Annotated in this window: 12 protein-coding genes, 9 tRNA genes and 6 rRNA genes; all 27 read right to left on the bottom strand. The window is 46.2% G+C overall.

The window, feature by feature from the left end:
• Positions 1–7 precede the first annotated feature (7 nt).
• Positions 8–469, bottom strand: a complete 462-nt coding sequence (locus QUF86_RS04965; protein WP_289318627.1) for a CtsR family transcriptional regulator — start codon at positions 467–469, stop codon at positions 8–10.
• A gap of 374 nt (positions 470–843) precedes the next feature.
• Positions 844–959 (bottom strand): 5S ribosomal RNA (gene rrf / locus QUF86_RS04970).
• A 64-nt stretch (positions 960–1,023) separates the two neighbouring features.
• Positions 1,024–3,956, bottom strand: a 23S ribosomal RNA gene (locus QUF86_RS04975).
• 176 nt (positions 3,957–4,132) lie between these two features.
• A 16S ribosomal RNA gene (locus tag QUF86_RS04980) occupies positions 4,133–5,683 on the bottom strand.
• Positions 5,684–5,843: 160 nt separating this feature from the next.
• Positions 5,844–5,919, bottom strand: a tRNA-Ala gene (locus tag QUF86_RS04985).
• Between the two features lie 10 nt (positions 5,920–5,929).
• Positions 5,930–6,006 (bottom strand) — tRNA-Pro (locus QUF86_RS04990).
• 9 nt (positions 6,007–6,015) lie between these two features.
• A tRNA-Arg gene (locus QUF86_RS04995) sits at positions 6,016–6,092 on the bottom strand.
• 9 nt (positions 6,093–6,101) lie between these two features.
• Positions 6,102–6,190: transfer RNA gene (locus QUF86_RS05000), tRNA-Leu, on the bottom strand.
• 12 nt (positions 6,191–6,202) lie between these two features.
• Positions 6,203–6,277: transfer RNA gene (locus tag QUF86_RS05005), tRNA-Gly, on the bottom strand.
• 5 nt (positions 6,278–6,282) lie between these two features.
• Positions 6,283–6,364, bottom strand: a tRNA-Leu gene (locus tag QUF86_RS05010).
• Between the two features lie 9 nt (positions 6,365–6,373).
• Positions 6,374–6,449, bottom strand: a tRNA-Lys gene (locus tag QUF86_RS05015).
• A 42-nt stretch (positions 6,450–6,491) separates the two neighbouring features.
• Positions 6,492–6,567 (bottom strand) — tRNA-Thr (locus QUF86_RS05020).
• A gap of 10 nt (positions 6,568–6,577) precedes the next feature.
• Positions 6,578–6,653 (bottom strand) — tRNA-Val (locus QUF86_RS05025).
• A gap of 10 nt (positions 6,654–6,663) precedes the next feature.
• Positions 6,664–6,779, bottom strand: a 5S ribosomal RNA gene (gene rrf, locus QUF86_RS05030).
• A 64-nt stretch (positions 6,780–6,843) separates the two neighbouring features.
• Positions 6,844–9,776, bottom strand: a 23S ribosomal RNA gene (locus QUF86_RS05035).
• 176 nt (positions 9,777–9,952) lie between these two features.
• Positions 9,953–11,503, bottom strand: a 16S ribosomal RNA gene (locus tag QUF86_RS05040).
• Together the 16S, 23S and 5S rRNA genes with 9 tRNA genes alongside form the textbook arrangement of a ribosomal RNA operon.
• Before the next feature lie 424 nt (positions 11,504–11,927).
• Positions 11,928–13,427: a lysine--tRNA ligase gene (gene lysS, locus QUF86_RS05045; RefSeq protein WP_289314066.1), complete on the bottom strand. Its 1,500-nt coding sequence runs from the start codon at positions 13,425–13,427 to the stop codon at positions 11,928–11,930.
• A gap of 188 nt (positions 13,428–13,615) precedes the next feature.
• Positions 13,616–14,614 (bottom strand): tRNA dihydrouridine synthase DusB, encoded by a 999-nt coding sequence (dusB, locus tag QUF86_RS05050; protein WP_289333735.1) that lies wholly within the window; start codon positions 14,612–14,614, stop codon positions 13,616–13,618.
• A gap of 24 nt (positions 14,615–14,638) precedes the next feature.
• A complete protein-coding gene (locus QUF86_RS05055; RefSeq protein WP_289314068.1) occupies positions 14,639–14,851 on the bottom strand; it encodes a helix-turn-helix domain-containing protein in 213 nt (70 codons plus the stop codon).
• Positions 14,803–15,330, bottom strand: a complete 528-nt coding sequence (folK, locus tag QUF86_RS05060) for a 2-amino-4-hydroxy-6-hydroxymethyldihydropteridine diphosphokinase (protein ID WP_289333736.1) — start codon at positions 15,328–15,330, stop codon at positions 14,803–14,805. Before folK ends, QUF86_RS05055 begins: the two co-directional genes overlap by 49 nt.
• A 2-nt stretch (positions 15,331–15,332) precedes the next feature.
• A complete protein-coding gene (gene folB, locus QUF86_RS05065) occupies positions 15,333–15,692 on the bottom strand; it encodes a dihydroneopterin aldolase (RefSeq protein WP_289333737.1) in 360 nt (119 codons plus the stop codon).
• A gap of 1 nt (position 15,693) precedes the next feature.
• Positions 15,694–16,530, bottom strand: coding sequence for a dihydropteroate synthase (folP, locus tag QUF86_RS05070; RefSeq protein WP_289333738.1), 837 nt, complete (start codon positions 16,528–16,530; stop codon positions 15,694–15,696).
• A 162-nt stretch (positions 16,531–16,692) separates the two neighbouring features.
• Positions 16,693–17,619, bottom strand: a complete 927-nt coding sequence (gene cysK, locus QUF86_RS05075) for a cysteine synthase A (protein WP_289333739.1) — start codon at positions 17,617–17,619, stop codon at positions 16,693–16,695.
• Positions 17,620–17,748: 129 nt separating this feature from the next.
• Complete coding sequence (locus QUF86_RS05080) at positions 17,749–18,645, bottom strand: peptidyl-prolyl cis-trans isomerase (RefSeq protein ID WP_289314073.1); 897 nt, start codon at positions 18,643–18,645, stop codon at positions 17,749–17,751.
• Positions 18,646–18,664: 19 nt separating this feature from the next.
• On the bottom strand, positions 18,665–19,546 hold the full coding sequence (gene hslO / locus QUF86_RS05085) for an Hsp33 family molecular chaperone HslO (protein ID WP_289314074.1): 882 nt from the start codon (positions 19,544–19,546) through the stop codon (positions 18,665–18,667).
• A gap of 26 nt (positions 19,547–19,572) precedes the next feature.
• Positions 19,573–20,352, bottom strand: coding sequence for a type III pantothenate kinase (locus QUF86_RS05090; protein WP_289314075.1), 780 nt, complete (start codon positions 20,350–20,352; stop codon positions 19,573–19,575).
• 175 nt (positions 20,353–20,527) lie between these two features.
• Entirely contained in the window at positions 20,528–22,588 is a 2,061-nt protein-coding gene (gene ftsH, locus QUF86_RS05095; protein ID WP_289314076.1) for an ATP-dependent zinc metalloprotease FtsH, read from the bottom strand.
• Between the last annotated feature and the right edge of the window lies 1 nt (position 22,589).

Below are 22,589 nucleotides of genomic sequence, written 5' to 3' on the forward strand. Positions count from 1 at the left end.
GCCAGTTTCATTTATATTTTAAAGTCGTAAGCATCGCAGTTAAAATTCTTGCCCTAAGCTCATCGCGGTCAGGTAGGTCGATATAAATCACCGATCTATCTATGACGCTCATCATAATCTTTGCTTCTCTTTCATTAATGACTTCCTCATTCATCAGCCGGGAAATTACTCCTTCAGCCATCGATTGAGTTACCCTAGAACCAATAAGCGATAATAATTGGTTAATAAGTTGCACGGAATCCTGCGATTCCACTTTCATGATGCGTATATAACCGCCGCCTCCACGCTTACTCTCTACAACATAACCTCTCTCGATTGTAAACCGGGTATTGATTACGTAATTGATTTGAGAAGGAACACACTGAAATTTATCTGCTATTTCACTTCTTTTAATCTCTAAGATATCTTTTTGACTTATTTCCAGCACTTGCTTCAAATAAGTTTCGATAACATCAGATATGTTTCTCACTCAGCCTCCTCCATTCTGACTTTGACTATATTTGACTATTATTATACAAGGAAAAATGCATTTTGCAACTTAAACGCACTTTCTTTCTGTATTATCCATTTTCTCCAAATTATATGTAGTTACATACCCCATTGAACATTAAAGTTGAAATATCTTACATAAATACCCTGAAAAGATAAATGCAAAACCTGCAATTTTTTCTTCTCCTCAAAGCTCCTTCACCTAAATTCAACCTCTTTCTCCAGTTCCCGTTCCCTCTAATGGTATTTTAACCAACAAATAGATCCAGCCCTATGCTAACCCTGGAGATAAAAAACCTATTCGTTAATTAGAACATCAAAAAAGACCAGCCAGAATGGCTGATCTTAGAAATGGCTTGGCGGCGTCCTACTCTCACAGGGGGAAACCCCCAACTACCATCGGCGCTGAAGAGCTTAACTGCCGTGTTCGGAATGGGAACGGGTGTGACCTCTTCGCTATCGCCACCAAACAATAAAGGAACGTTGTTCCTTCAAAACTAGATAATAAGAAGGTATTTCATTTTTTATAAAGCGTTGGTTAAGTCCTCGATCTATTAGTATCAGTCAGCTCCACATGTCGCCACGCTTCCACCTCTGACCTATCAACCTGATCATCTTTCAGGGATCTTACTAGCTTGCGCCATGGGAAATCTCATCTTGAGGGGGGCTTCATGCTTAGATGCTTTCAGCACTTATCCCGTCCGCACGTAGCTACCCAGCTATGCCTTTGGCAAGACAACTGGTACACCAGCGGTGCGTCCATCCCGGTCCTCTCGTACTAAGGACAGCTCCTCTCAAATTTCCTGCGCCCGCGACGGATAGGGACCGAACTGTCTCACGACGTTCTGAACCCAGCTCGCGTACCGCTTTAATGGGCGAACAGCCCAACCCTTGGGACCGACTACAGCCCCAGGATGCGATGAGCCGACATCGAGGTGCCAAACCTCCCCGTCGATGTGGACTCTTGGGGGAGATAAGCCTGTTATCCCCGGGGTAGCTTTTATCCGTTGAGCGATGGCCCTTCCATGCGGAACCACCGGATCACTAAGCCCGACTTTCGTCCCTGCTCGACTTGTAGGTCTCGCAGTCAAGCTCCCTTGTGCCTTTACACTCTACGAATGATTTCCAACCATTCTGAGGGAACCTTTGGGCGCCTCCGTTACTCTTTAGGAGGCGACCGCCCCAGTCAAACTGCCCACCTGACACTGTCTCCCACCCCGATAAGGGGCGCGGGTTAGAATTTCAATACAGCCAGGGTAGTATCCCACCAACGCCTCCACCGAAGCTAGCGCTCCGGCTTCTCAGGCTCCTACCTATCCTGTACAAGCTGTACCAAAATTCAATATCAGGCTGCAGTAAAGCTCCACGGGGTCTTTCCGTCCTGTCGCGGGTAACCTGCATCTTCACAGGTACTATAATTTCACCGAGTCTCTCGTTGAGACAGTGCCCAGATCGTTACACCTTTCGTGCGGGTCGGAACTTACCCGACAAGGAATTTCGCTACCTTAGGACCGTTATAGTTACGGCCGCCGTTTACTGGGGCTTCGGTTCAAAGCTTCGCTTGCGCTAACCTCTCCCCTTAACCTTCCAGCACCGGGCAGGTGTCAGCCCCTATACTTCGCCTTGCGGCTTCGCAGAGACCTGTGTTTTTGCTAAACAGTCGCCTGGGCCTATTCACTGCGGCTTTTCCGGGCTATTCACCCTAAAAAGCACCCCTTCTCCCGAAGTTACGGGGTCATTTTGCCGAGTTCCTTAACGAGAGTTCTCTCGCACACCTTAGGATTCTCTCCTCGCCTACCTGTGTCGGTTTGCGGTACGGGCACCTTACATCTCACTAGAGGCTTTTCTTGGCAGCGTGGAATCAGGAACTTCGGTACTATATTTCCCTCGCCATCACAGCTCCGCCTTAATGGAAACGGGATTTGCCTCGTTTCCGGCCTAACTGCTTGGACGCGCATATCCAACAGCGCGCTTACCCTATCCTTCTGCGTCCCCCCATCGTTCAAACGATGTATAGGTGGTACAGGAATATCAACCTGTTGTCCATCGCCTACGCCTTTCGGCCTCGGCTTAGGTCCCGACTAACCCTGAGCGGACGAGCCTTCCTCAGGAAACCTTAGGCATTCGGTGGAAGGGATTCTCACCCTTCTTTCGCTACTCATACCGGCATTCTCACTTCTAAGCGCTCCACCAGTCCTTCCGGTCTGACTTCAACGCCCTTAGAACGCTCTCCTACCATCGACACCTAATGGTGTCAATCCACAGCTTCGGTGATACGTTTAGCCCCGGTACATTTTCGGCGCGGAGTCACTCGACCAGTGAGCTATTACGCACTCTTTAAATGGTGGCTGCTTCTGAGCCAACATCCTGGTTGTCTAAGCAACTCCACATCCTTTTCCACTTAACGTATACTTTGGGACCTTAGCTGGTGGTCTGGGCTGTTTCCCTTTCGACTACGGATCTTATCACTCGCAGTCTGACTCCCAAGAATAAGTATTTGGCATTCGGAGTTTGACTGAATTCGGTAACCCGTTGGGGGCCCCTAGTCCAATCAGTGCTCTACCTCCAATACTCTCATCTTGAGGCTAGCCCTAAAGCTATTTCGGAGAGAACCAGCTATCTCCAGGTTCGATTGGAATTTCTCCGCTACCCACACCTCATCCCCGCACTTTTCAACGTGCGTGGGTTCGGGCCTCCATTCAGTGTTACCTGAACTTCACCCTGGACATGGGTAGATCACCTGGTTTCGGGTCTACGACCTCATACTCATTCGCCCTATTCAGACTCGCTTTCGCTGCGGCTCCGTCTTATCAACTTAACCTCGCATGAAATCGTAACTCGCCGGTTCATTCTACAAAAGGCACGCCATTACCCATTAACGGGCTTTGACTACTTGTAGGCACACGGTTTCAGGATCTATTTCACTCCCCTTCCGGGGTGCTTTTCACCTTTCCCTCACGGTACTGGTTCACTATCGGTCACTAGGGAGTATTTAGCCTTGGGAGATGGTCCTCCCTGCTTCCGACGGGATTTCTCGTGTCCCGCCGTACTCAGGATCCACTCAGGAGGGAACGAAGTTTCAACTACAGGGTTTTTACCTTCTTTGACGGACCTTTCCAGATCACTTCATTTACCCCGTTCCTTTGTAACTCCATGTTGAGTGTCCTACAACCCCAAGAGGCAAGCCTCTTGGTTTGGGCTAATTCCGTTTCGCTCGCCGCTACTCAGGAAATCGCATTTGCTTTCTCTTCCTCCGGGTACTTAGATGTTTCAGTTCCCCGGGTCTGCCTTCAGTACCCTATGTATTCAGGTAAAGATACTGTTCCATTACGAACAGTGGGTTTCCCCATTCGGAAATCTCCGGATCAAAGCTTACTTACAGCTCCCCGAAGCATATCGGTGTTAGTCCCGTCCTTCATCGGCTCCTAGTGCCAAGGCATCCACCGTGCGCCCTTTCTAACTTAACCGTTAAAAAAGATCTTACAGATGCTTTGAAAAAAATTAATTGCCTTCTATCTATTATCTAGTTTTCAAGGAACAAAGCAGAAAGAATCCATCACATCGTGATGCTTGTCTTTCCTATTTGAATGAATTACTCATTCAAAACTGAACAAAACAAAAGCGCTCTCGTAATTATCCTTAGAAAGGAGGTGATCCAGCCGCACCTTCCGATACGGCTACCTTGTTACGACTTCACCCCAATCATCTGTCCCACCTTAGGCGGCTGGCTCCATGAAGGTTACCTCACCGACTTCGGGTGTTACAAACTCTCGTGGTGTGACGGGCGGTGTGTACAAGGCCCGGGAACGTATTCACCGCGGCATGCTGATCCGCGATTACTAGCGATTCCGGCTTCATGTAGGCGAGTTGCAGCCTACAATCCGAACTGAGAATGGCTTTATGGGATTCGCTTACCTTCGCAGGTTTGCAGCCCTTTGTACCATCCATTGTAGCACGTGTGTAGCCCAGGTCATAAGGGGCATGATGATTTGACGTCATCCCCACCTTCCTCCGGTTTGTCACCGGCAGTCACCTTAGAGTGCCCAACTGAATGCTGGCAACTAAGATCAAGGGTTGCGCTCGTTGCGGGACTTAACCCAACATCTCACGACACGAGCTGACGACAACCATGCACCACCTGTCACTCTGTCCCCCGAAGGGGAAAGCCCTATCTCTAGGGTTGTCAGAGGATGTCAAGACCTGGTAAGGTTCTTCGCGTTGCTTCGAATTAAACCACATGCTCCACCGCTTGTGCGGGCCCCCGTCAATTCCTTTGAGTTTCAGCCTTGCGGCCGTACTCCCCAGGCGGAGTGCTTAATGCGTTAGCTGCAGCACTAAAGGGCGGAAACCCTCTAACACTTAGCACTCATCGTTTACGGCGTGGACTACCAGGGTATCTAATCCTGTTTGCTCCCCACGCTTTCGCGCCTCAGTGTCAGTTACAGACCAGAAAGTCGCCTTCGCCACTGGTGTTCCTCCAAATCTCTACGCATTTCACCGCTACACTTGGAATTCCACTTTCCTCTTCTGCACTCAAGTTCCCCAGTTTCCAATGACCCTCCACGGTTGAGCCGTGGGCTTTCACATCAGACTTAAGGAACCACCTGCGCGCGCTTTACGCCCAATAATTCCGGACAACGCTTGCCACCTACGTATTACCGCGGCTGCTGGCACGTAGTTAGCCGTGGCTTTCTGGTTAGGTACCGTCAAGGTACCAGCAGTTACTCTGGTACTTGTTCTTCCCTAACAACAGAACTTTACGACCCGAAGGCCTTCTTCGTTCACGCGGCGTTGCTCCGTCAGACTTTCGTCCATTGCGGAAGATTCCCTACTGCTGCCTCCCGTAGGAGTCTGGGCCGTGTCTCAGTCCCAGTGTGGCCGATCACCCTCTCAGGTCGGCTACGCATCGTCGCCTTGGTGAGCCATTACCTCACCAACTAGCTAATGCGCCGCGGGCCCATCTATAAGTGACAGCCGAAACCGTCTTTCCATCTTCTCTCATGCGAGAAAAGAACGTATCCGGTATTAGCTCCGGTTTCCCGAAGTTATCCCAGTCTTATAGGCAGGTTGCCCACGTGTTACTCACCCGTCCGCCGCTAATCTCAGGGAGCAAGCTCCCGTCGATTCGCTCGACTTGCATGTATTAGGCACGCCGCCAGCGTTCGTCCTGAGCCAGGATCAAACTCTCCGAAGAAATGTTTGACTTGCTCATTTTGCTTTTTTGATAGTGTGTGCTCACTTAAAAAATTTAACGTTGGCGCTTTGTTTTGTTCAGTTTTCAAAGAGCAATTTGATCCTTTTAAAGAATCAACTTTCTAATCATATCAAAGCCATTTCGGCTTGTCAAGTTTTTTTGGTGGAGCCTAGCGGGATCGAACCGCTGACCTCCTGCGTGCAAGGCAGGCGCTCTCCCAGCTGAGCTAAGGCCCCAAAAAAATCATGGTCGGGAAGACAGGATTCGAACCTGCGACCCCTTGGTCCCAAACCAAGTGCTCTACCAAGCTGAGCTACTTCCCGAAAAAAATATGGTGCGCCCGGCGGGAGTCGAACCTACAACCTTCTGATTCGTAGTCAGATGCTCTATCCAATTGAGCTACGGGCGCATATTAAGATGGTGCCGAGGACCGGAATCGAACCGGTACGGTAGTCACCTACCGCAGGATTTTAAGTCCTGTGCGTCTGCCAGTTCCGCCACCCCGGCATAAATAAATAGTGGAGCGGAAGACGGGATTCGAACCCGCGACCCCAACCTTGGCAAGGTTGTATTCTACCACTGAACTACTTCCGCGAACATGCGGGTGAAGGGACTTGAACCCCCACGCCTTGCGGCGCCAGATCCTAAGTCTGGTGCGTCTGCCAATTCCGCCACACCCGCATAATAAAATGGTGAGCCATGAAGGATTCGAACCTTCGACCCTCTGATTAAAAGTCAGATGCTCTACCAACTGAGCTAATGGCTCATATAAACTATTTATATATGCTATATTAAGCTTGTATGAAGATGGTGCCGGCAAGAGGACTTGAACCCCCAACCTACTGATTACAAGTCAGTTGCTCTACCAGTTGAGCTACACCGGCAGGTGTAAAATGGTGGAGGATGACGGGATCGAACCGCCGACCCTCTGCTTGTAAGGCAGATGCTCTCCCAGCTGAGCTAATCCTCCATATATAACTGCTTGGCGGCGTCCTACTCTCACAGGGGGAAACCCCCAACTACCATCGGCGCTGAAGAGCTTAACTGCCGTGTTCGGAATGGGAACGGGTGTGACCTCTTCGCTATCGCCACCAAACAATAAAGGAACGTTGTTCCTTCAAAACTAGATAATAAGAAGGTATTTCATTTTTTAAAAAGCGTTGGTTAAGTCCTCGATCTATTAGTATCAGTCAGCTCCACATGTCGCCACGCTTCCACCTCTGACCTATCAACCTGATCATCTTTCAGGGATCTTACTAGCTTGCGCCATGGGAAATCTCATCTTGAGGGGGGCTTCATGCTTAGATGCTTTCAGCACTTATCCCGTCCGCACGTAGCTACCCAGCTATGCCTTTGGCAAGACAACTGGTACACCAGCGGTGCGTCCATCCCGGTCCTCTCGTACTAAGGACAGCTCCTCTCAAATTTCCTGCGCCCGCGACGGATAGGGACCGAACTGTCTCACGACGTTCTGAACCCAGCTCGCGTACCGCTTTAATGGGCGAACAGCCCAACCCTTGGGACCGACTACAGCCCCAGGATGCGATGAGCCGACATCGAGGTGCCAAACCTCCCCGTCGATGTGGACTCTTGGGGGAGATAAGCCTGTTATCCCCGGGGTAGCTTTTATCCGTTGAGCGATGGCCCTTCCATGCGGAACCACCGGATCACTAAGCCCGACTTTCGTCCCTGCTCGACTTGTAGGTCTCGCAGTCAAGCTCCCTTGTGCCTTTACACTCTACGAATGATTTCCAACCATTCTGAGGGAACCTTTGGGCGCCTCCGTTACTCTTTAGGAGGCGACCGCCCCAGTCAAACTGCCCACCTGACACTGTCTCCCACCCCGATAAGGGGCGCGGGTTAGAATTTCAATACAGCCAGGGTAGTATCCCACCAACGCCTCCACCGAAGCTAGCGCTCCGGCTTCTCAGGCTCCTACCTATCCTGTACAAGCTGTACCAAAATTCAATATCAGGCTGCAGTAAAGCTCCACGGGGTCTTTCCGTCCTGTCGCGGGTAACCTGCATCTTCACAGGTACTATAATTTCACCGAGTCTCTCGTTGAGACAGTGCCCAGATCGTTACACCTTTCGTGCGGGTCGGAACTTACCCGACAAGGAATTTCGCTACCTTAGGACCGTTATAGTTACGGCCGCCGTTTACTGGGGCTTCGGTTCAAAGCTTCGCTTGCGCTAACCTCTCCCCTTAACCTTCCAGCACCGGGCAGGTGTCAGCCCCTATACTTCGCCTTGCGGCTTCGCAGAGACCTGTGTTTTTGCTAAACAGTCGCCTGGGCCTATTCACTGCGGCTTTTCCGGGCTATTCACCCTAAAAAGCACCCCTTCTCCCGAAGTTACGGGGTCATTTTGCCGAGTTCCTTAACGAGAGTTCTCTCGCACACCTTAGGATTCTCTCCTCGCCTACCTGTGTCGGTTTGCGGTACGGGCACCTTACATCTCACTAGAGGCTTTTCTTGGCAGCGTGGAATCAGGAACTTCGGTACTATATTTCCCTCGCCATCACAGCTCCGCCTTAATGGAAACGGGATTTGCCTCGTTTCCGGCCTAACTGCTTGGACGCGCATATCCAACAGCGCGCTTACCCTATCCTTCTGCGTCCCCCCATCGTTCAAACGATGTATAGGTGGTACAGGAATATCAACCTGTTGTCCATCGCCTACGCCTTTCGGCCTCGGCTTAGGTCCCGACTAACCCTGAGCGGACGAGCCTTCCTCAGGAAACCTTAGGCATTCGGTGGAAGGGATTCTCACCCTTCTTTCGCTACTCATACCGGCATTCTCACTTCTAAGCGCTCCACCAGTCCTTCCGGTCTGACTTCAACGCCCTTAGAACGCTCTCCTACCATCGACACCTAATGGTGTCAATCCACAGCTTCGGTGATACGTTTAGCCCCGGTACATTTTCGGCGCGGAGTCACTCGACCAGTGAGCTATTACGCACTCTTTAAATGGTGGCTGCTTCTGAGCCAACATCCTGGTTGTCTAAGCAACTCCACATCCTTTTCCACTTAACGTATACTTTGGGACCTTAGCTGGTGGTCTGGGCTGTTTCCCTTTCGACTACGGATCTTATCACTCGCAGTCTGACTCCCAAGAATAAGTATTTGGCATTCGGAGTTTGACTGAATTCGGTAACCCGTTGGGGGCCCCTAGTCCAATCAGTGCTCTACCTCCAATACTCTCATCTTGAGGCTAGCCCTAAAGCTATTTCGGAGAGAACCAGCTATCTCCAGGTTCGATTGGAATTTCTCCGCTACCCACACCTCATCCCCGCACTTTTCAACGTGCGTGGGTTCGGGCCTCCATTCAGTGTTACCTGAACTTCACCCTGGACATGGGTAGATCACCTGGTTTCGGGTCTACGACCTCATACTCATTCGCCCTATTCAGACTCGCTTTCGCTGCGGCTCCGTCTTATCAACTTAACCTCGCATGAAATCGTAACTCGCCGGTTCATTCTACAAAAGGCACGCCATTACCCATTAACGGGCTTTGACTACTTGTAGGCACACGGTTTCAGGATCTATTTCACTCCCCTTCCGGGGTGCTTTTCACCTTTCCCTCACGGTACTGGTTCACTATCGGTCACTAGGGAGTATTTAGCCTTGGGAGATGGTCCTCCCTGCTTCCGACGGGATTTCTCGTGTCCCGCCGTACTCAGGATCCACTCAGGAGGGAACGAAGTTTCAACTACAGGGTTTTTACCTTCTTTGACGGACCTTTCCAGATCACTTCATTTACCCCGTTCCTTTGTAACTCCATGTTGAGTGTCCTACAACCCCAAGAGGCAAGCCTCTTGGTTTGGGCTAATTCCGTTTCGCTCGCCGCTACTCAGGAAATCGCATTTGCTTTCTCTTCCTCCGGGTACTTAGATGTTTCAGTTCCCCGGGTCTGCCTTCAGTACCCTATGTATTCAGGTAAAGATACTGTTCCATTACGAACAGTGGGTTTCCCCATTCGGAAATCTCCGGATCAAAGCTTACTTACAGCTCCCCGAAGCATATCGGTGTTAGTCCCGTCCTTCATCGGCTCCTAGTGCCAAGGCATCCACCGTGCGCCCTTTCTAACTTAACCGTTAAAAAAGATCTTACAGATGCTTTGAAAAAAATTAATTGCCTTCTATCTATTATCTAGTTTTCAAGGAACAAAGCAGAAAGAATCCATCACATCGTGATGCTTGTCTTTCCTATTTGAATGAATTACTCATTCAAAACTGAACAAAACAAAAGCGCTCTCGTAATTATCCTTAGAAAGGAGGTGATCCAGCCGCACCTTCCGATACGGCTACCTTGTTACGACTTCACCCCAATCATCTGTCCCACCTTAGGCGGCTGGCTCCATAAAGGTTACCTCACCGACTTCGGGTGTTACAAACTCTCGTGGTGTGACGGGCGGTGTGTACAAGGCCCGGGAACGTATTCACCGCGGCATGCTGATCCGCGATTACTAGCGATTCCGGCTTCATGTAGGCGAGTTGCAGCCTACAATCCGAACTGAGAATGGCTTTATGGGATTCGCTTACCTTCGCAGGTTTGCAGCCCTTTGTACCATCCATTGTAGCACGTGTGTAGCCCAGGTCATAAGGGGCATGATGATTTGACGTCATCCCCACCTTCCTCCGGTTTGTCACCGGCAGTCACCTTAGAGTGCCCAACTGAATGCTGGCAACTAAGATCAAGGGTTGCGCTCGTTGCGGGACTTAACCCAACATCTCACGACACGAGCTGACGACAACCATGCACCACCTGTCACTCTGTCCCCCGAAGGGGAAAGCCCTATCTCTAGGGTTGTCAGAGGATGTCAAGACCTGGTAAGGTTCTTCGCGTTGCTTCGAATTAAACCACATGCTCCACCGCTTGTGCGGGCCCCCGTCAATTCCTTTGAGTTTCAGCCTTGCGGCCGTACTCCCCAGGCGGAGTGCTTAATGCGTTAGCTGCAGCACTAAAGGGCGGAAACCCTCTAACACTTAGCACTCATCGTTTACGGCGTGGACTACCAGGGTATCTAATCCTGTTTGCTCCCCACGCTTTCGCGCCTCAGTGTCAGTTACAGACCAGAAAGTCGCCTTCGCCACTGGTGTTCCTCCAAATCTCTACGCATTTCACCGCTACACTTGGAATTCCACTTTCCTCTTCTGCACTCAAGTTCCCCAGTTTCCAATGACCCTCCACGGTTGAGCCGTGGGCTTTCACATCAGACTTAAGGAACCACCTGCGCGCGCTTTACGCCCAATAATTCCGGACAACGCTTGCCACCTACGTATTACCGCGGCTGCTGGCACGTAGTTAGCCGTGGCTTTCTGGTTAGGTACCGTCAAGGTACCAGCAGTTACTCTGGTACTTGTTCTTCCCTAACAACAGAACTTTACGACCCGAAGGCCTTCTTCGTTCACGCGGCGTTGCTCCGTCAGACTTTCGTCCATTGCGGAAGATTCCCTACTGCTGCCTCCCGTAGGAGTCTGGGCCGTGTCTCAGTCCCAGTGTGGCCGATCACCCTCTCAGGTCGGCTACGCATCGTCGCCTTGGTGAGCCATTACCTCACCAACTAGCTAATGCGCCGCGGGCCCATCTATAAGTGACAGCCGAAACCGTCTTTCCATCTTCTCTCATGCGAGAAAAGAACGTATCCGGTATTAGCTCCGGTTTCCCGAAGTTATCCCAGTCTTATAGGCAGGTTGCCCACGTGTTACTCACCCGTCCGCCGCTAATCTCAGGGAGCAAGCTCCCATCGATTCGCTCGACTTGCATGTATTAGGCACGCCGCCAGCGTTCGTCCTGAGCCAGGATCAAACTCTCCGAAGAAATGTTTGACTTGCTCATTTTGCTTTTTTGATAGTGTGTGCTCACTTAAAATTTAACGTTGGCGCTTTGTTTTGTTCAGTTTTCAAAGAGCAATGTCTTTCGAAACAGCTTATTTATAATAACATTTTCATCACTTTAAGTCAACAACTTTTTTAAAACTTTTTTAAAGTTTGTAATCCGTTTGCAACTCGTTCGTAACGACAGATATAAATATAACACCATTACGTTAACTGCGCAATACCTTTTATAAAGTTTTTTTGAGATAATGTTGTTTTTCTTTCAAACCCTAGAATCCAATCACTTAAAAGACATGAAATTATAATTAAAAAACAAAAACCGAATCGGACATACCAGGATCATGAGCTAAACCCCATGAACCCAGCCATCCGAATTCGGCCCTGCAATCATTACTCATCTTGCATTATTAGCGATGTCTCATTAGCGGGAATAACAGGACGTCACGTATAGAAGGAGAATTGGTCAATAGCATAACCAAACGGTCAACACCAATTCCCAATCCGCCAGTTGGCGGCATTCCGTATTCTAACGCCTCCAAGAAATCTTCATCCATTTCATGTGCCTCATCATTACCTTGCTCTCGCTCTTTCAATTGAGCTTCAAAACGCTGACGTTGATCAATTGGGTCATTTAGTTCCGTGAAGGCATTTGCATGCTCCCTACCTACAATGAATAACTCAAAACGATCTGTGAAACGGGAATCTTCCGGATTTTTCTTTGCCAACGGAGAGATTTCCACTGGATGTCCATAAATGAATGTAGGTTGAATTAACTTATCTTCTACCTTCTGTTCAAAGAATTCATTTACAATATGACCAAACTCCATGGATTCCTTAACTTCAATCCCATTTTCTTTAGCGAGCTGTTGGGCTTCTTCTTTGCTCATTTGAGTCCAGAAGTCCACACCTGTATATTCTTTTACAGCGTCAACCATGTGAAGTCGTTTCCATTCCGGTTTTAACTCTATCTCATACTCCCCATACTGGATGGAAGTCGTCCCTAGAACTTCTTGGGCTATATGGGCAATCAGGTTTTCCGTTAAGCTCATGATATCTTGGTAATCCGCATATGCCTCGTATAATTCAATCAATGTGAATTCAGGATTGTGTCTTGTAGATACTCCTTCATTCCTGAAAACCCGGCCAATTTCATAAACTTTCTCTAAACCGCCAACGATTAAGCGTTTCAGATGAAGCTCGATGGCAATCCTTAAATTCAAAGGCATATCCAAAGCATTATGGTGAGTAAGGAAAGGGCGTGCAGCAGCTCCACCGGCAACAGAGTGCAACAGAGGCGTCTCCACTTCAAGGTATCCATGATCGTCCAAATATCGTCTCATGGCTTGTACAATACGACTGCGCATGATCAACGTATTTTTACTTTCCTCATTTGTAATTAAATCAACATAACGTTTCCGATAACGCTCTTCAACATCCTTCAGGCCATGAAATTTATCAGGCAAAGGGCGAAGCGCCTTTGCAAGGAACACATATTCTTTAGCTTTAATGGAAAGTTCCCCGACTTTCGTTTTGAAAATAACGCCAGTGACCCCTACGATATCGCCAAGATCTGTTTGGTTGAAAATTTGGTAAGAATCTTCACCTATTTTATCTAAACGGACGTAAATTTGGATTTGACCACTAATATCCTGGATATGGGCAAATCCCGCTTTCCCTTTTCCACGCTTAGTCATGACACGGCCAGCGATCGTAACTTCGATTTCTTTTTCTTCAAGATCTTCTTTTTCTAATTCCCCATAAGCACTAACTATCTCCTGAGTGTTATGCGTGCGCTCGAATCTGCTCCCGAAAGGGTCTTGTCCATTATCAATCATGGCCTGCATTTTATCGCGTCTTACCTGCAGTTGGTCATTCAATTCTTCATGACTCACGAAAATCATCTCCATCTTTATTAATAAACGCTTTATATAATTAATCAAAAATTCTTTTGCATACGTATTTATTCTTACATAAAGTAAAGGAATTCAACAGCTTTTTATCTTAAAAAGTTGTATATGTACATATAAAAACTGCCAGGATTACTGGCAGTTCAAGATAAGCGTATTATAGGAAAACAGGAAGGTAATGTCAAACATCAGACCATTTGGATATTCTGTTGCTTCGCTTCAATATCATCAACAAGTCCATAAAGAAGACTTACAACATCTTCCCTTGTTTCACAATCATTAATCCCTTTACGAGCCATAGCATTCCCTTTAACACCTTTTAAATACCAAGATGCATGCTTACGCATTTCACGAACGGCAACATTTTCATTTTTCAATGCTATTAGACGATCCATATGAAGTACGCAAACATCCATCTTTTCACGAACTGATGGTTCATCCATCAGTTGACCATTTTCTAAATATTTTACAGTCCGGTAAATCATCCACGGGTTACCTAGAGCTGCACGGCCAATCATGACTCCGTCAACACCAGTTTCCTTCAGCATTCTTTCCGCATCCTGCGGAGTTTCCACATCACCGTTCCCGATAAGTGGAATATTAATCGATTTCTTCACTTCACGGATGATGTCCCAGTTAGCTTTTCCTTCATACATTTGAACCCGAGTTCTACCATGCATGGAAACAGCTTTACCACCTGCACGCTCCACAGCCTGAGCATTTTGAATGGCAAAAACATGCTCCTCATCCCAGCCTATGCGCATTTTCACCGTTACCGGCTTTTCAACTGCATCTACCACTGCCGAAACCATCTCATAAATTTTGTTTGGATCGAGAAGCCACTTCGCACCCGCATCACATTTAGTGATCTTAGGGACTGGGCAACCCATGTTGATATCAATGATGTCAGCATTTGTATTTTTATCTACAAACTGTGCAGCTTCGACCAAAGATTTCTTTTCTCCGCCAAAAATTTGCAAACTCAATGGCTTCTCTCTTTCATCTATATAAAGCATATTCATCGTTTTAGCATTTTGAAGTACGATTCCCTTGTCACTAACCATCTCCGCACAAACTAAACCAGCACCAAATTCCTTGACGGTCAAGCGGAATGCTGAGTTACAGACTCCCGCCATCGGTGCTAGCACTACCGGATTCTTCATTTCTATATCGCCTATTTTTAACACGTTGTCACCTCCTATAGCATTCTTTCATCTATCCTCAGGTGGCTGAAGCTCCTCAATGGAAACATGAAGAATTTCCGCCACTTCCAGTAAAAATGCCTCAGAAGGGTTGCGGTTCCCTCGTTCGACTTCTCCCAGCAAGGAAACGGAAACACCTATTTCTTTCGCAAACCCTTCCTGGGTATAACCCTTTAACTTTCGAAAAGCGCGAATACGCCTTCCCCATTTTTCACCTTCCATAATCGAACTCCTTCTTTATCCGAAATCTGTTCAAGCAGGTCGCTCAAAGGTACATGCATTTGCGGAAGTGAGATATCAGGGTCCACTTCCATTAAGGGCACGATAACAAAAGCCCTCTCGTGCATACGAGGGTGCGGGACTGAAAGAATCTCTGTCTCAATATTTTCATGATTATATAACAAAATGTCAAGGTCTAAAGTACGGGGACCCCATCTGATTTCCCTTTTCCTCCCTAAATCTTGTTCAATTTTCATACAAGCATGAAGTAATTCCTCGGGTTCTAAATCGGTTATCACTTTAAGGACAGCATTTAAAAAACAGTCCTGATCGGCATATCCTATCGGGTCCGTTTCATATAAAGAAGAGCAGGCCACCAACTTGATATGTGGATTTTTAGATAATAATTGGAAAGCCCTTCGGAATGTTTCAAGGCGATCCCCTAAGTTCGACCCTATTGAAAGATAAGCAATTTTTTCCACAGTCAGCGTCCCCTTACAATCTCTATGGCAACTGAATCATAGTGACCCGCTATTGGGGGATCTGGTTTATAAACCTTCACTGTGCATGTCTCGATGGAAGAATATTTATTAAGTAGTTCAGAGGCAATTTTTTCAGCGACAGCTTCCACTAACTTAAAAGGTTCTCCCTCCACAATACTTTTACACACTTCATATAACTCGCCATAGTTGATTGAGTCTTTAAGGTTGTCACTCTTTCCTGCCTTGGCTAAATCGGTCTGGACGATTAAATCCACTTTAAATCGCTGACCAAGCTTCGTTTCTTCTGGAAATACTCCATGATAACCGTAAAACTCCATTTTATTCACATATATCTTATCCATTTCATTCACCTTTTCCTAATAGAGCATCCATCATCTTTGCAGTCCGTGCCATTTCCTTCACATCATGCACACGAACCATTTGACAGCCTTGTTGAATTCCATGGCAAATTGTAGCCGCTGTTCCTTCCATCCGCTCACTAGGCGGCAGGTCCAGAACATGTCCAATCATGGACTTTCTTGATGTGGCTAGCAGCACGGGATAACCTAATGATACCAGCTTATCAAGATTCCTCATCATTTCCAAATTTAACTTTAAATCTTTCGCAAAACCAATACCTGGATCGAGAATGATGTTTTCATCCTTGACTCCCGCATCTTTTACCAACATGATGCTTTCGAATAAATCTTGAAGTACATCCCGGACAAAATGTCCATAACCCATATTATCCCGGTTATGCATCAAGATGATCGGCACCTTATATTCCGCAGCAACCTTTGGCATCAATGAATCGGCTTTACCTCCCCAAATGTCATTTAATATATGGGCTCCTGCTTTTACCGCCGCTTCCGCTACTCTTGATTTATACGTATCGACCGATATTGGAACCTCAATATTACGGGATATGGCTTCAATAATTGGGGCGACTCTCTCTATTTCCTCTTCATCCGATATCCTCTCATAGTTAGGACGGGTGGACTCTCCGCCTACATCCAATATATCCGCTCCGTCGTTGACCATCCGTTCGGCATGCTTCAAAGCAGCATCTATCCGATTATATTTCCCGCCATCCGAAAAGGAGTCCGGTGTAACATTCAAAATCCCCATGATTAAGGTTTTATTGCTGTAATCCAAATCAAATGAACCGCATTTTATTTTTGACGCTCCAGCTAATGACATCCAACGTTCTCCTTCGCCTAAAGAAATCTATATATACGAGTTTACCCATTTACATAGGCATAGTGCAAGCTCCATGAAGATTTGGAACACTTCAGCTACTTTACTACAAAAAGAAAAGCAAAGCCCCTAAGGAACTTCGCTTCTCATTTTTAGTGTCTGGTTTTACTCAAAGTTATATAATGGTGTACTTAAGTAGCGTTCACCGTTACTTGGTATGATAGCAAGTACCTTTTTGCCTTTTCCCAGTTTGTCAGCCACTTTAATGGCAGCTGCAATTGCGCCTCCAGAAGAGATTCCACCAAGGATTCCTTCCTCTTTTGCTGCGCGGCGGGCATAATCAAACGATTCCTCTGTATTGACTTGAATGATTTCGTCATAGAGATCTGTATTCAAAATACTTGGAACGAAGCCTGCACCGATTCCTTGGATTTTATGAGGTCCTGGAGTACCCCCAGATAATACTGGAGAGTCTGCAGGCTCAACAGCGTAAATTTTAATGCCAGGGTATTTTTCACGCAGGACTTCACCAGCTCCTGTTATGGTTCCGCCAGTACCGATTCCGGCAACGAATGCATCCAGGCCTTCATCACCAAAGGCTTCCACGATTTCAGGGCCAGTAGTGTTACGATGAACTTCAGGGTTGGCTTCATTCTCGAATTGCTGTGGAATGAAGTAACCTTTTTCTTTAGACAGCTCAGTTGCCCTAGCGATCGCACCCTTCATTCCTTCTGGTCCAGGTGTAAGAACTAACTCAGCCCCATAAGCGCGAAGCAAGTTACGGCGTTCCAAGCTCATCGTCTCCGGCATTACCAGAATTGATTTATAGCCCTTTGCTGCAGCTACCATCGCTAGTCCTATTCCAGTATTTCCGCTTGTTGGTTCAATGATCGTATCACCTGGCTTAAGGTTACCGTTTTTTTCTGCTGCTTCGATCATCGCAAGGGCGATGCGGTCTTTAACACTACTGCCTGGGTTAAAATACTCAAGTTTCAAATAAATATCTGCACTGTTTTCATTTTGAAGCTTGTTTAACTTAACAATAGGTGTCTGCCCAATTAAATCGATTACAGAATTAGCTATACGTGCCATTTTCTCCACTCCTTATCATTTCAATACCGAGTATGTTTATTGGTTTTATTAAATTAAAGTTACCAGTTTTAATAGTTCATTGTCAATGATTATATACTATATTCTAAATTTTCTCACACAACCATTGACCTACTTTTGTTCTTTCAATCCATAAAACCATTCTACATCAAATTCGTCCCAGAAAATTTTTCCTGAGACCGGTGCCTGAATCTGTTCAAGAGCTATTTGGCGGCGAATCTTGTCTTTGACTTCAGCATATTCATACTGCTTGCCCTCTATTCTTTCATGCAGATAGAGAACGGCCCAGCCATCTTCCGTTTGTATTGCATCACTCCACTTTTTTACCTTCAATCTTTCGGCAGCACTAATGTATTCCTTGGAGACTTGCTCGTTATCCTGTGATATGTAACCCATGTCGCCCCCTTGATTGGCAGTGAATTCATCAAGGGACTTTTCCATCGCTAAGACATCAAAAGAGACGCCTTTCTCCAGTTCACGTATGATTCGGTCTGATTGCTTTTTTGTAGACGAGGTAATATGGGAAATATGAAAAGTAGTAGGGATCCGGTAGATATCCTTATTATTATCATAATAATTCCGCATTGCTGTTTCGGAAACCGAAACGTCCTTGGTGAGGAGCTTCTCAAGGAGGAGACTCGATTGAATCTCCTGCCTCAATTGATCGCTACTTTTATTAAGAGTCTGACCTGCAGTCCCATACATAGTTTTCATCATTTTAAGTTCCCGATCGAGCTCTTCATCCGTAATTTTCACTTTATATTTTTCTGCTGCCTGTTTGACTACCTCTTTATCGACCATTTCCTCAAGTACATCTTCCCCATATCTTTTTTCAAGCTCATTAATCCACGCTTCCCGGGAAATATCCTTGGAGCCAACCTTTGCGGCCGTTTCTTCCCCAATGACGGATTTTGAAATGATTAATGGTTTTATGAAAAAGATAATGATTGTCAATAGGTTCAACAAGGCAAGGCCGGCAATAATCGCCCGAAGCTTTTGTTTAGGCAAAACCCTTATCCCCCGTCAATTATTTTTTGGTTTCTGCTTCTAGTTCCTCGAGGTCTTCCTTCGAGAATTGGTAGGTCTCATTACAAAAATGACATTGCGCCTCCGCTTGTCCCTCTGTCTCAATGATATCCCGAATCTCTTCTTGTCCAAGGCTAATCAATGCATTGGCAATTCTTTCCCTTGAACATTGACAGGAGAACTCGACATCCATTTTTTCTAAAATATTCACATTGCCCTCACCTAAAATCTCGGTTAGGATTTCTTCAGGAGTCAGGCCATTTTGAATCATCTTAGAGACAGGAGTTATCGTGCTTAGTCTACTCTCGATTTTGGATATCGTTTCATCGGATGTACCTGGCATCAATTGAATGATAAATCCACCTGCAGCAAGGATTGAATTATCTGGATTCACCAGAACCCCAACACCCACAGAAGAAGGCACCTGCTCGGAAGTAACAAAGTAATAAGTGAAGTCTTCACCTAACTCTCCCGATACAAGCGGTACTTGCCCTGAAAAGTGATCACGCAGACCAATATCTTTCACAACAGTCAACAATCCATCAGTTCCAACCGCTTTCCTGACATCAAGCTTCCCTTGTTCATTCAAATCAAAATGGGTTTGCGGGTGAGTGACATATCCGCGGACTTCTCCTTTGGCATTGCTGTCGACCAGGATGGATCCAATCGGGCCACCACCCTCGATTTTAATCGTCAGCTTTTCTTCACCTTTTAACATTCCGCCCATCATTACACCTGCAGTCATTGCACGCCCAAGGGCAGCGGAAGCAGTAGGCCATGTATAATGGCGTCGCTGAGCTTCTCCTACAGTATCAGTTGTTGAAACAGCATATGCCCGAACCTGTCCTTCATAGCCTAACGCCTTTATTAGATAATCCTTCATTTATTTTGCTCCTTCCATGCTGTGTATTACTTCTTCACTTGCTCACGATTTCGTTTATAAATCAGCTGCAGCCCCTTTAGGGTCAAAAATGGCTCAACAACGTCAATGACAGTAGACTCATTAGCAATTAGGGTAGCCAGTCCACCTGTCGCTATTACCGTTGGTTCTAGATTACTTTGCGCCTTAATTCGATTAACGATTCCTTCAACCTGTCCAACATACCCATATAAAATACCAGACTGCATGGCAGATACCGTATTTTTCCCAATGATTCCTTCAGGTCGGCTGATTTCTATCCTTGGAAGTTTGGCTGCTTTTGAATAAAGTGCTTCTGTGGAAATGTTTATACCCGGAGCGATTGCTCCTCCCATGTATTGTTTATCCTCATTTATATAGCAATATGTAGTTGCCGTGCCAAAATCCACGATAATGAGAGGGCTTCCATATTCCTGAATGCCAGCAACAGCATTAACGATTCGGTCAGCTCCCACCTCACGGGGATTTTCGTATTTAATATTCAATCCAGTTTTAATTCCAGGTCCAACTATAAGCGGTTTAACTCCAAAGTATTTTTTGCACATACGTTCAAGTGCAAACATAATAGGCGGAACTACCGAAGAAATGATGATTCCATCAAATTGATCAAACGAAAGACCTTCATGTTGCAGCAAAGACTTTATGACCATTCCATACTCATCTTCTGTCTTGTTACGGCTAGTCTCAATTCGCCAATGATATTTTAAAATATCTTCATCGTATACGCCTAATACAGTATTCGTATTCCCAACATCCAATACAAAAATCATCGTTTCATCACTCCGGTAAATTATTCTCCAACATCATACCACACTGTTATTTCCCACGCTATCAGTCGCACTTTTCGAATGGTACCCCAGCATCTCTTTCTTATATCCCAAATTCATTTAAGGGTTAAGAAAAGGGTATTTCCGAGGCGGAAATACCCTTTTGAATTTAGTCGATTTAAGACTTTTTATTGTCATCTTCGTTCGGGAAGGAAAGCGGCTGATCTTGAGGTGTACCTTCTTTGATTGGAGGAGTATTCAATCCTTCCTCCGTTATTTCAAGGTCCTCAGGTCCTCTCTTATCCAATGGATCTAATAGGGCCTCTTTTTCTTCCTTCTTCGTATTGATGTTCACCTTAACATTCTCATCAGTGGTTAAATTCCCATTTAGAGCGGTATAATCCCGTTCTGGCAATTTACCGTTATGGAATAAACTTTTGATTTGTTCAGCATCAAGTGTTTCCACTTCAAGCAAGGTTTTTGCAACCAAATCAAGTTTTTCACGATTTTCAGTAAGAATCTTCTTACATCTTTCGTAAGCTTCCCTGATGATACGTTGAATTTCAAGATCGATTTCATATGCGATTGCATCTGAATAATTTTGATCATTGTTGAAATCACGGCCTAGGAAGACCTGACCTTGAGAATTACCGAATTGAAGAGGTCCGAGCTTACTCATACCATATTCCATAACCATGCTTCGAGCTATGCCCGTTGCACGTTGGAAGTCATTATGAGCACCGGTACTCACTTCTCCGAATGTTACTTCTTCGGATACGCGGCCACCCAAAAGTCCTACGATTTTATCTTTAAGTTCAGGTTCCGTCATGAAGAAACGATCTTCTTTCGGCAGCATAACTGCATAACCGCCAGCTTGACCACGAGGGACAATCGTAACTTTATGAACGACTTCCGCATCATCCAGAACCAATCCAATAATGGTATGGCCCGCTTCATGCCATGCAACAATATTCCGTTCCTTTTTGGAAATGACACGATTTTTCTTGGCAGGCCCCGCGATAACGCGATCCGAAGCTTCATCCAAATCGGACATGTCGATCTTCTTCTTATCTTGACGGGCAGCTACAAGCGCCGCTTCATTCAGTAAGTTTTCAAGATCTGCACCAGAAAACCCTGGTGTACGCTGAGCGATTGCTTTCAAATCGACTGTTTCTGCTAAAGGTTTATTACGTGCATGCACTTTCAGGACTTCTTCACGGCCCTTAACATCAGGGCGGCCTACCGTTATTTGACGGTCAAAACGTCCTGGACGCAATAATGCCGGATCCAATACATCAGCACGGTTAGTTGCAGCAATGATAATGATTCCTTCATTCCCACCGAAACCATCCATTTCTACCAGTAGTTGGTTCAGTGTTTGTTCACGTTCATCATGACCGCCACCAAGACCTGCGCCACGTTGACGTCCTACTGCATCAATTTCATCGATAAAGATGATACATGGTGCATTCTTCTTAGCATTTTCAAACAAATCACGAACACGGGATGCACCGACACCCACAAACATTTCAACAAAATCAGAACCACTGATTGAGAAGAAAGGAGTACCGGCTTCACCAGCTACTGCCCGTGCAAGTAAAGTTTTACCTGTACCAGGAGGCCCAACTAAAAGTACCCCTTTAGGAATACGGGCTCCGAGCTCGGCATATTTGCGAGGATCTTTTAAGAATTCAACGACCTCGACAAGTTCCTGCTTTTCTTCGTCCGCTCCGGCAACATCATTGAAGCGTACTTTTTTCTTATCATCATTATACAATTTCGCCTTACTTTTCCCGAAGTTCATGACACGGCCACCACCGCCGCCCTGAGCTTGGTTAAGTAAAAAGAAGAAGAGGATAAAAATGATTACAAATGGAATGATGGAAGTGAAAAATGTCACCCAACCACTTGTCTTTTCTGGAGGTTCAACAGTGATGATGTCTTTATCCAACTTGGTAACGGCATCATTAATTCGACTCTGCGAATATTCACTGAAAGGCACGTAAGTCACAAAGAATTTATTTTCCTCATAACCTTTGAGCTTCCCTGTGATTTCAAAAACACTGCTTTCGGGCTGCATCGTTAGTGCTGTGACGTCCCCACTCTCCAAATGCTTATAGAATTCATCTTGGGTCATTTTCTCTGTTGGTTCATTGTTATTATTAAAGATGCTTACAATCCCAATGATGACCAAAAAGATCAGTAAATAAAATATGGTATTACGGAAGATCCGATTCATC

It is taken from the genome of Peribacillus sp. NJ11 (assembly GCF_030348405.1).
Lineage (GTDB): Bacteria > Bacillota > Bacilli > Bacillales > DSM-1321 > Peribacillus.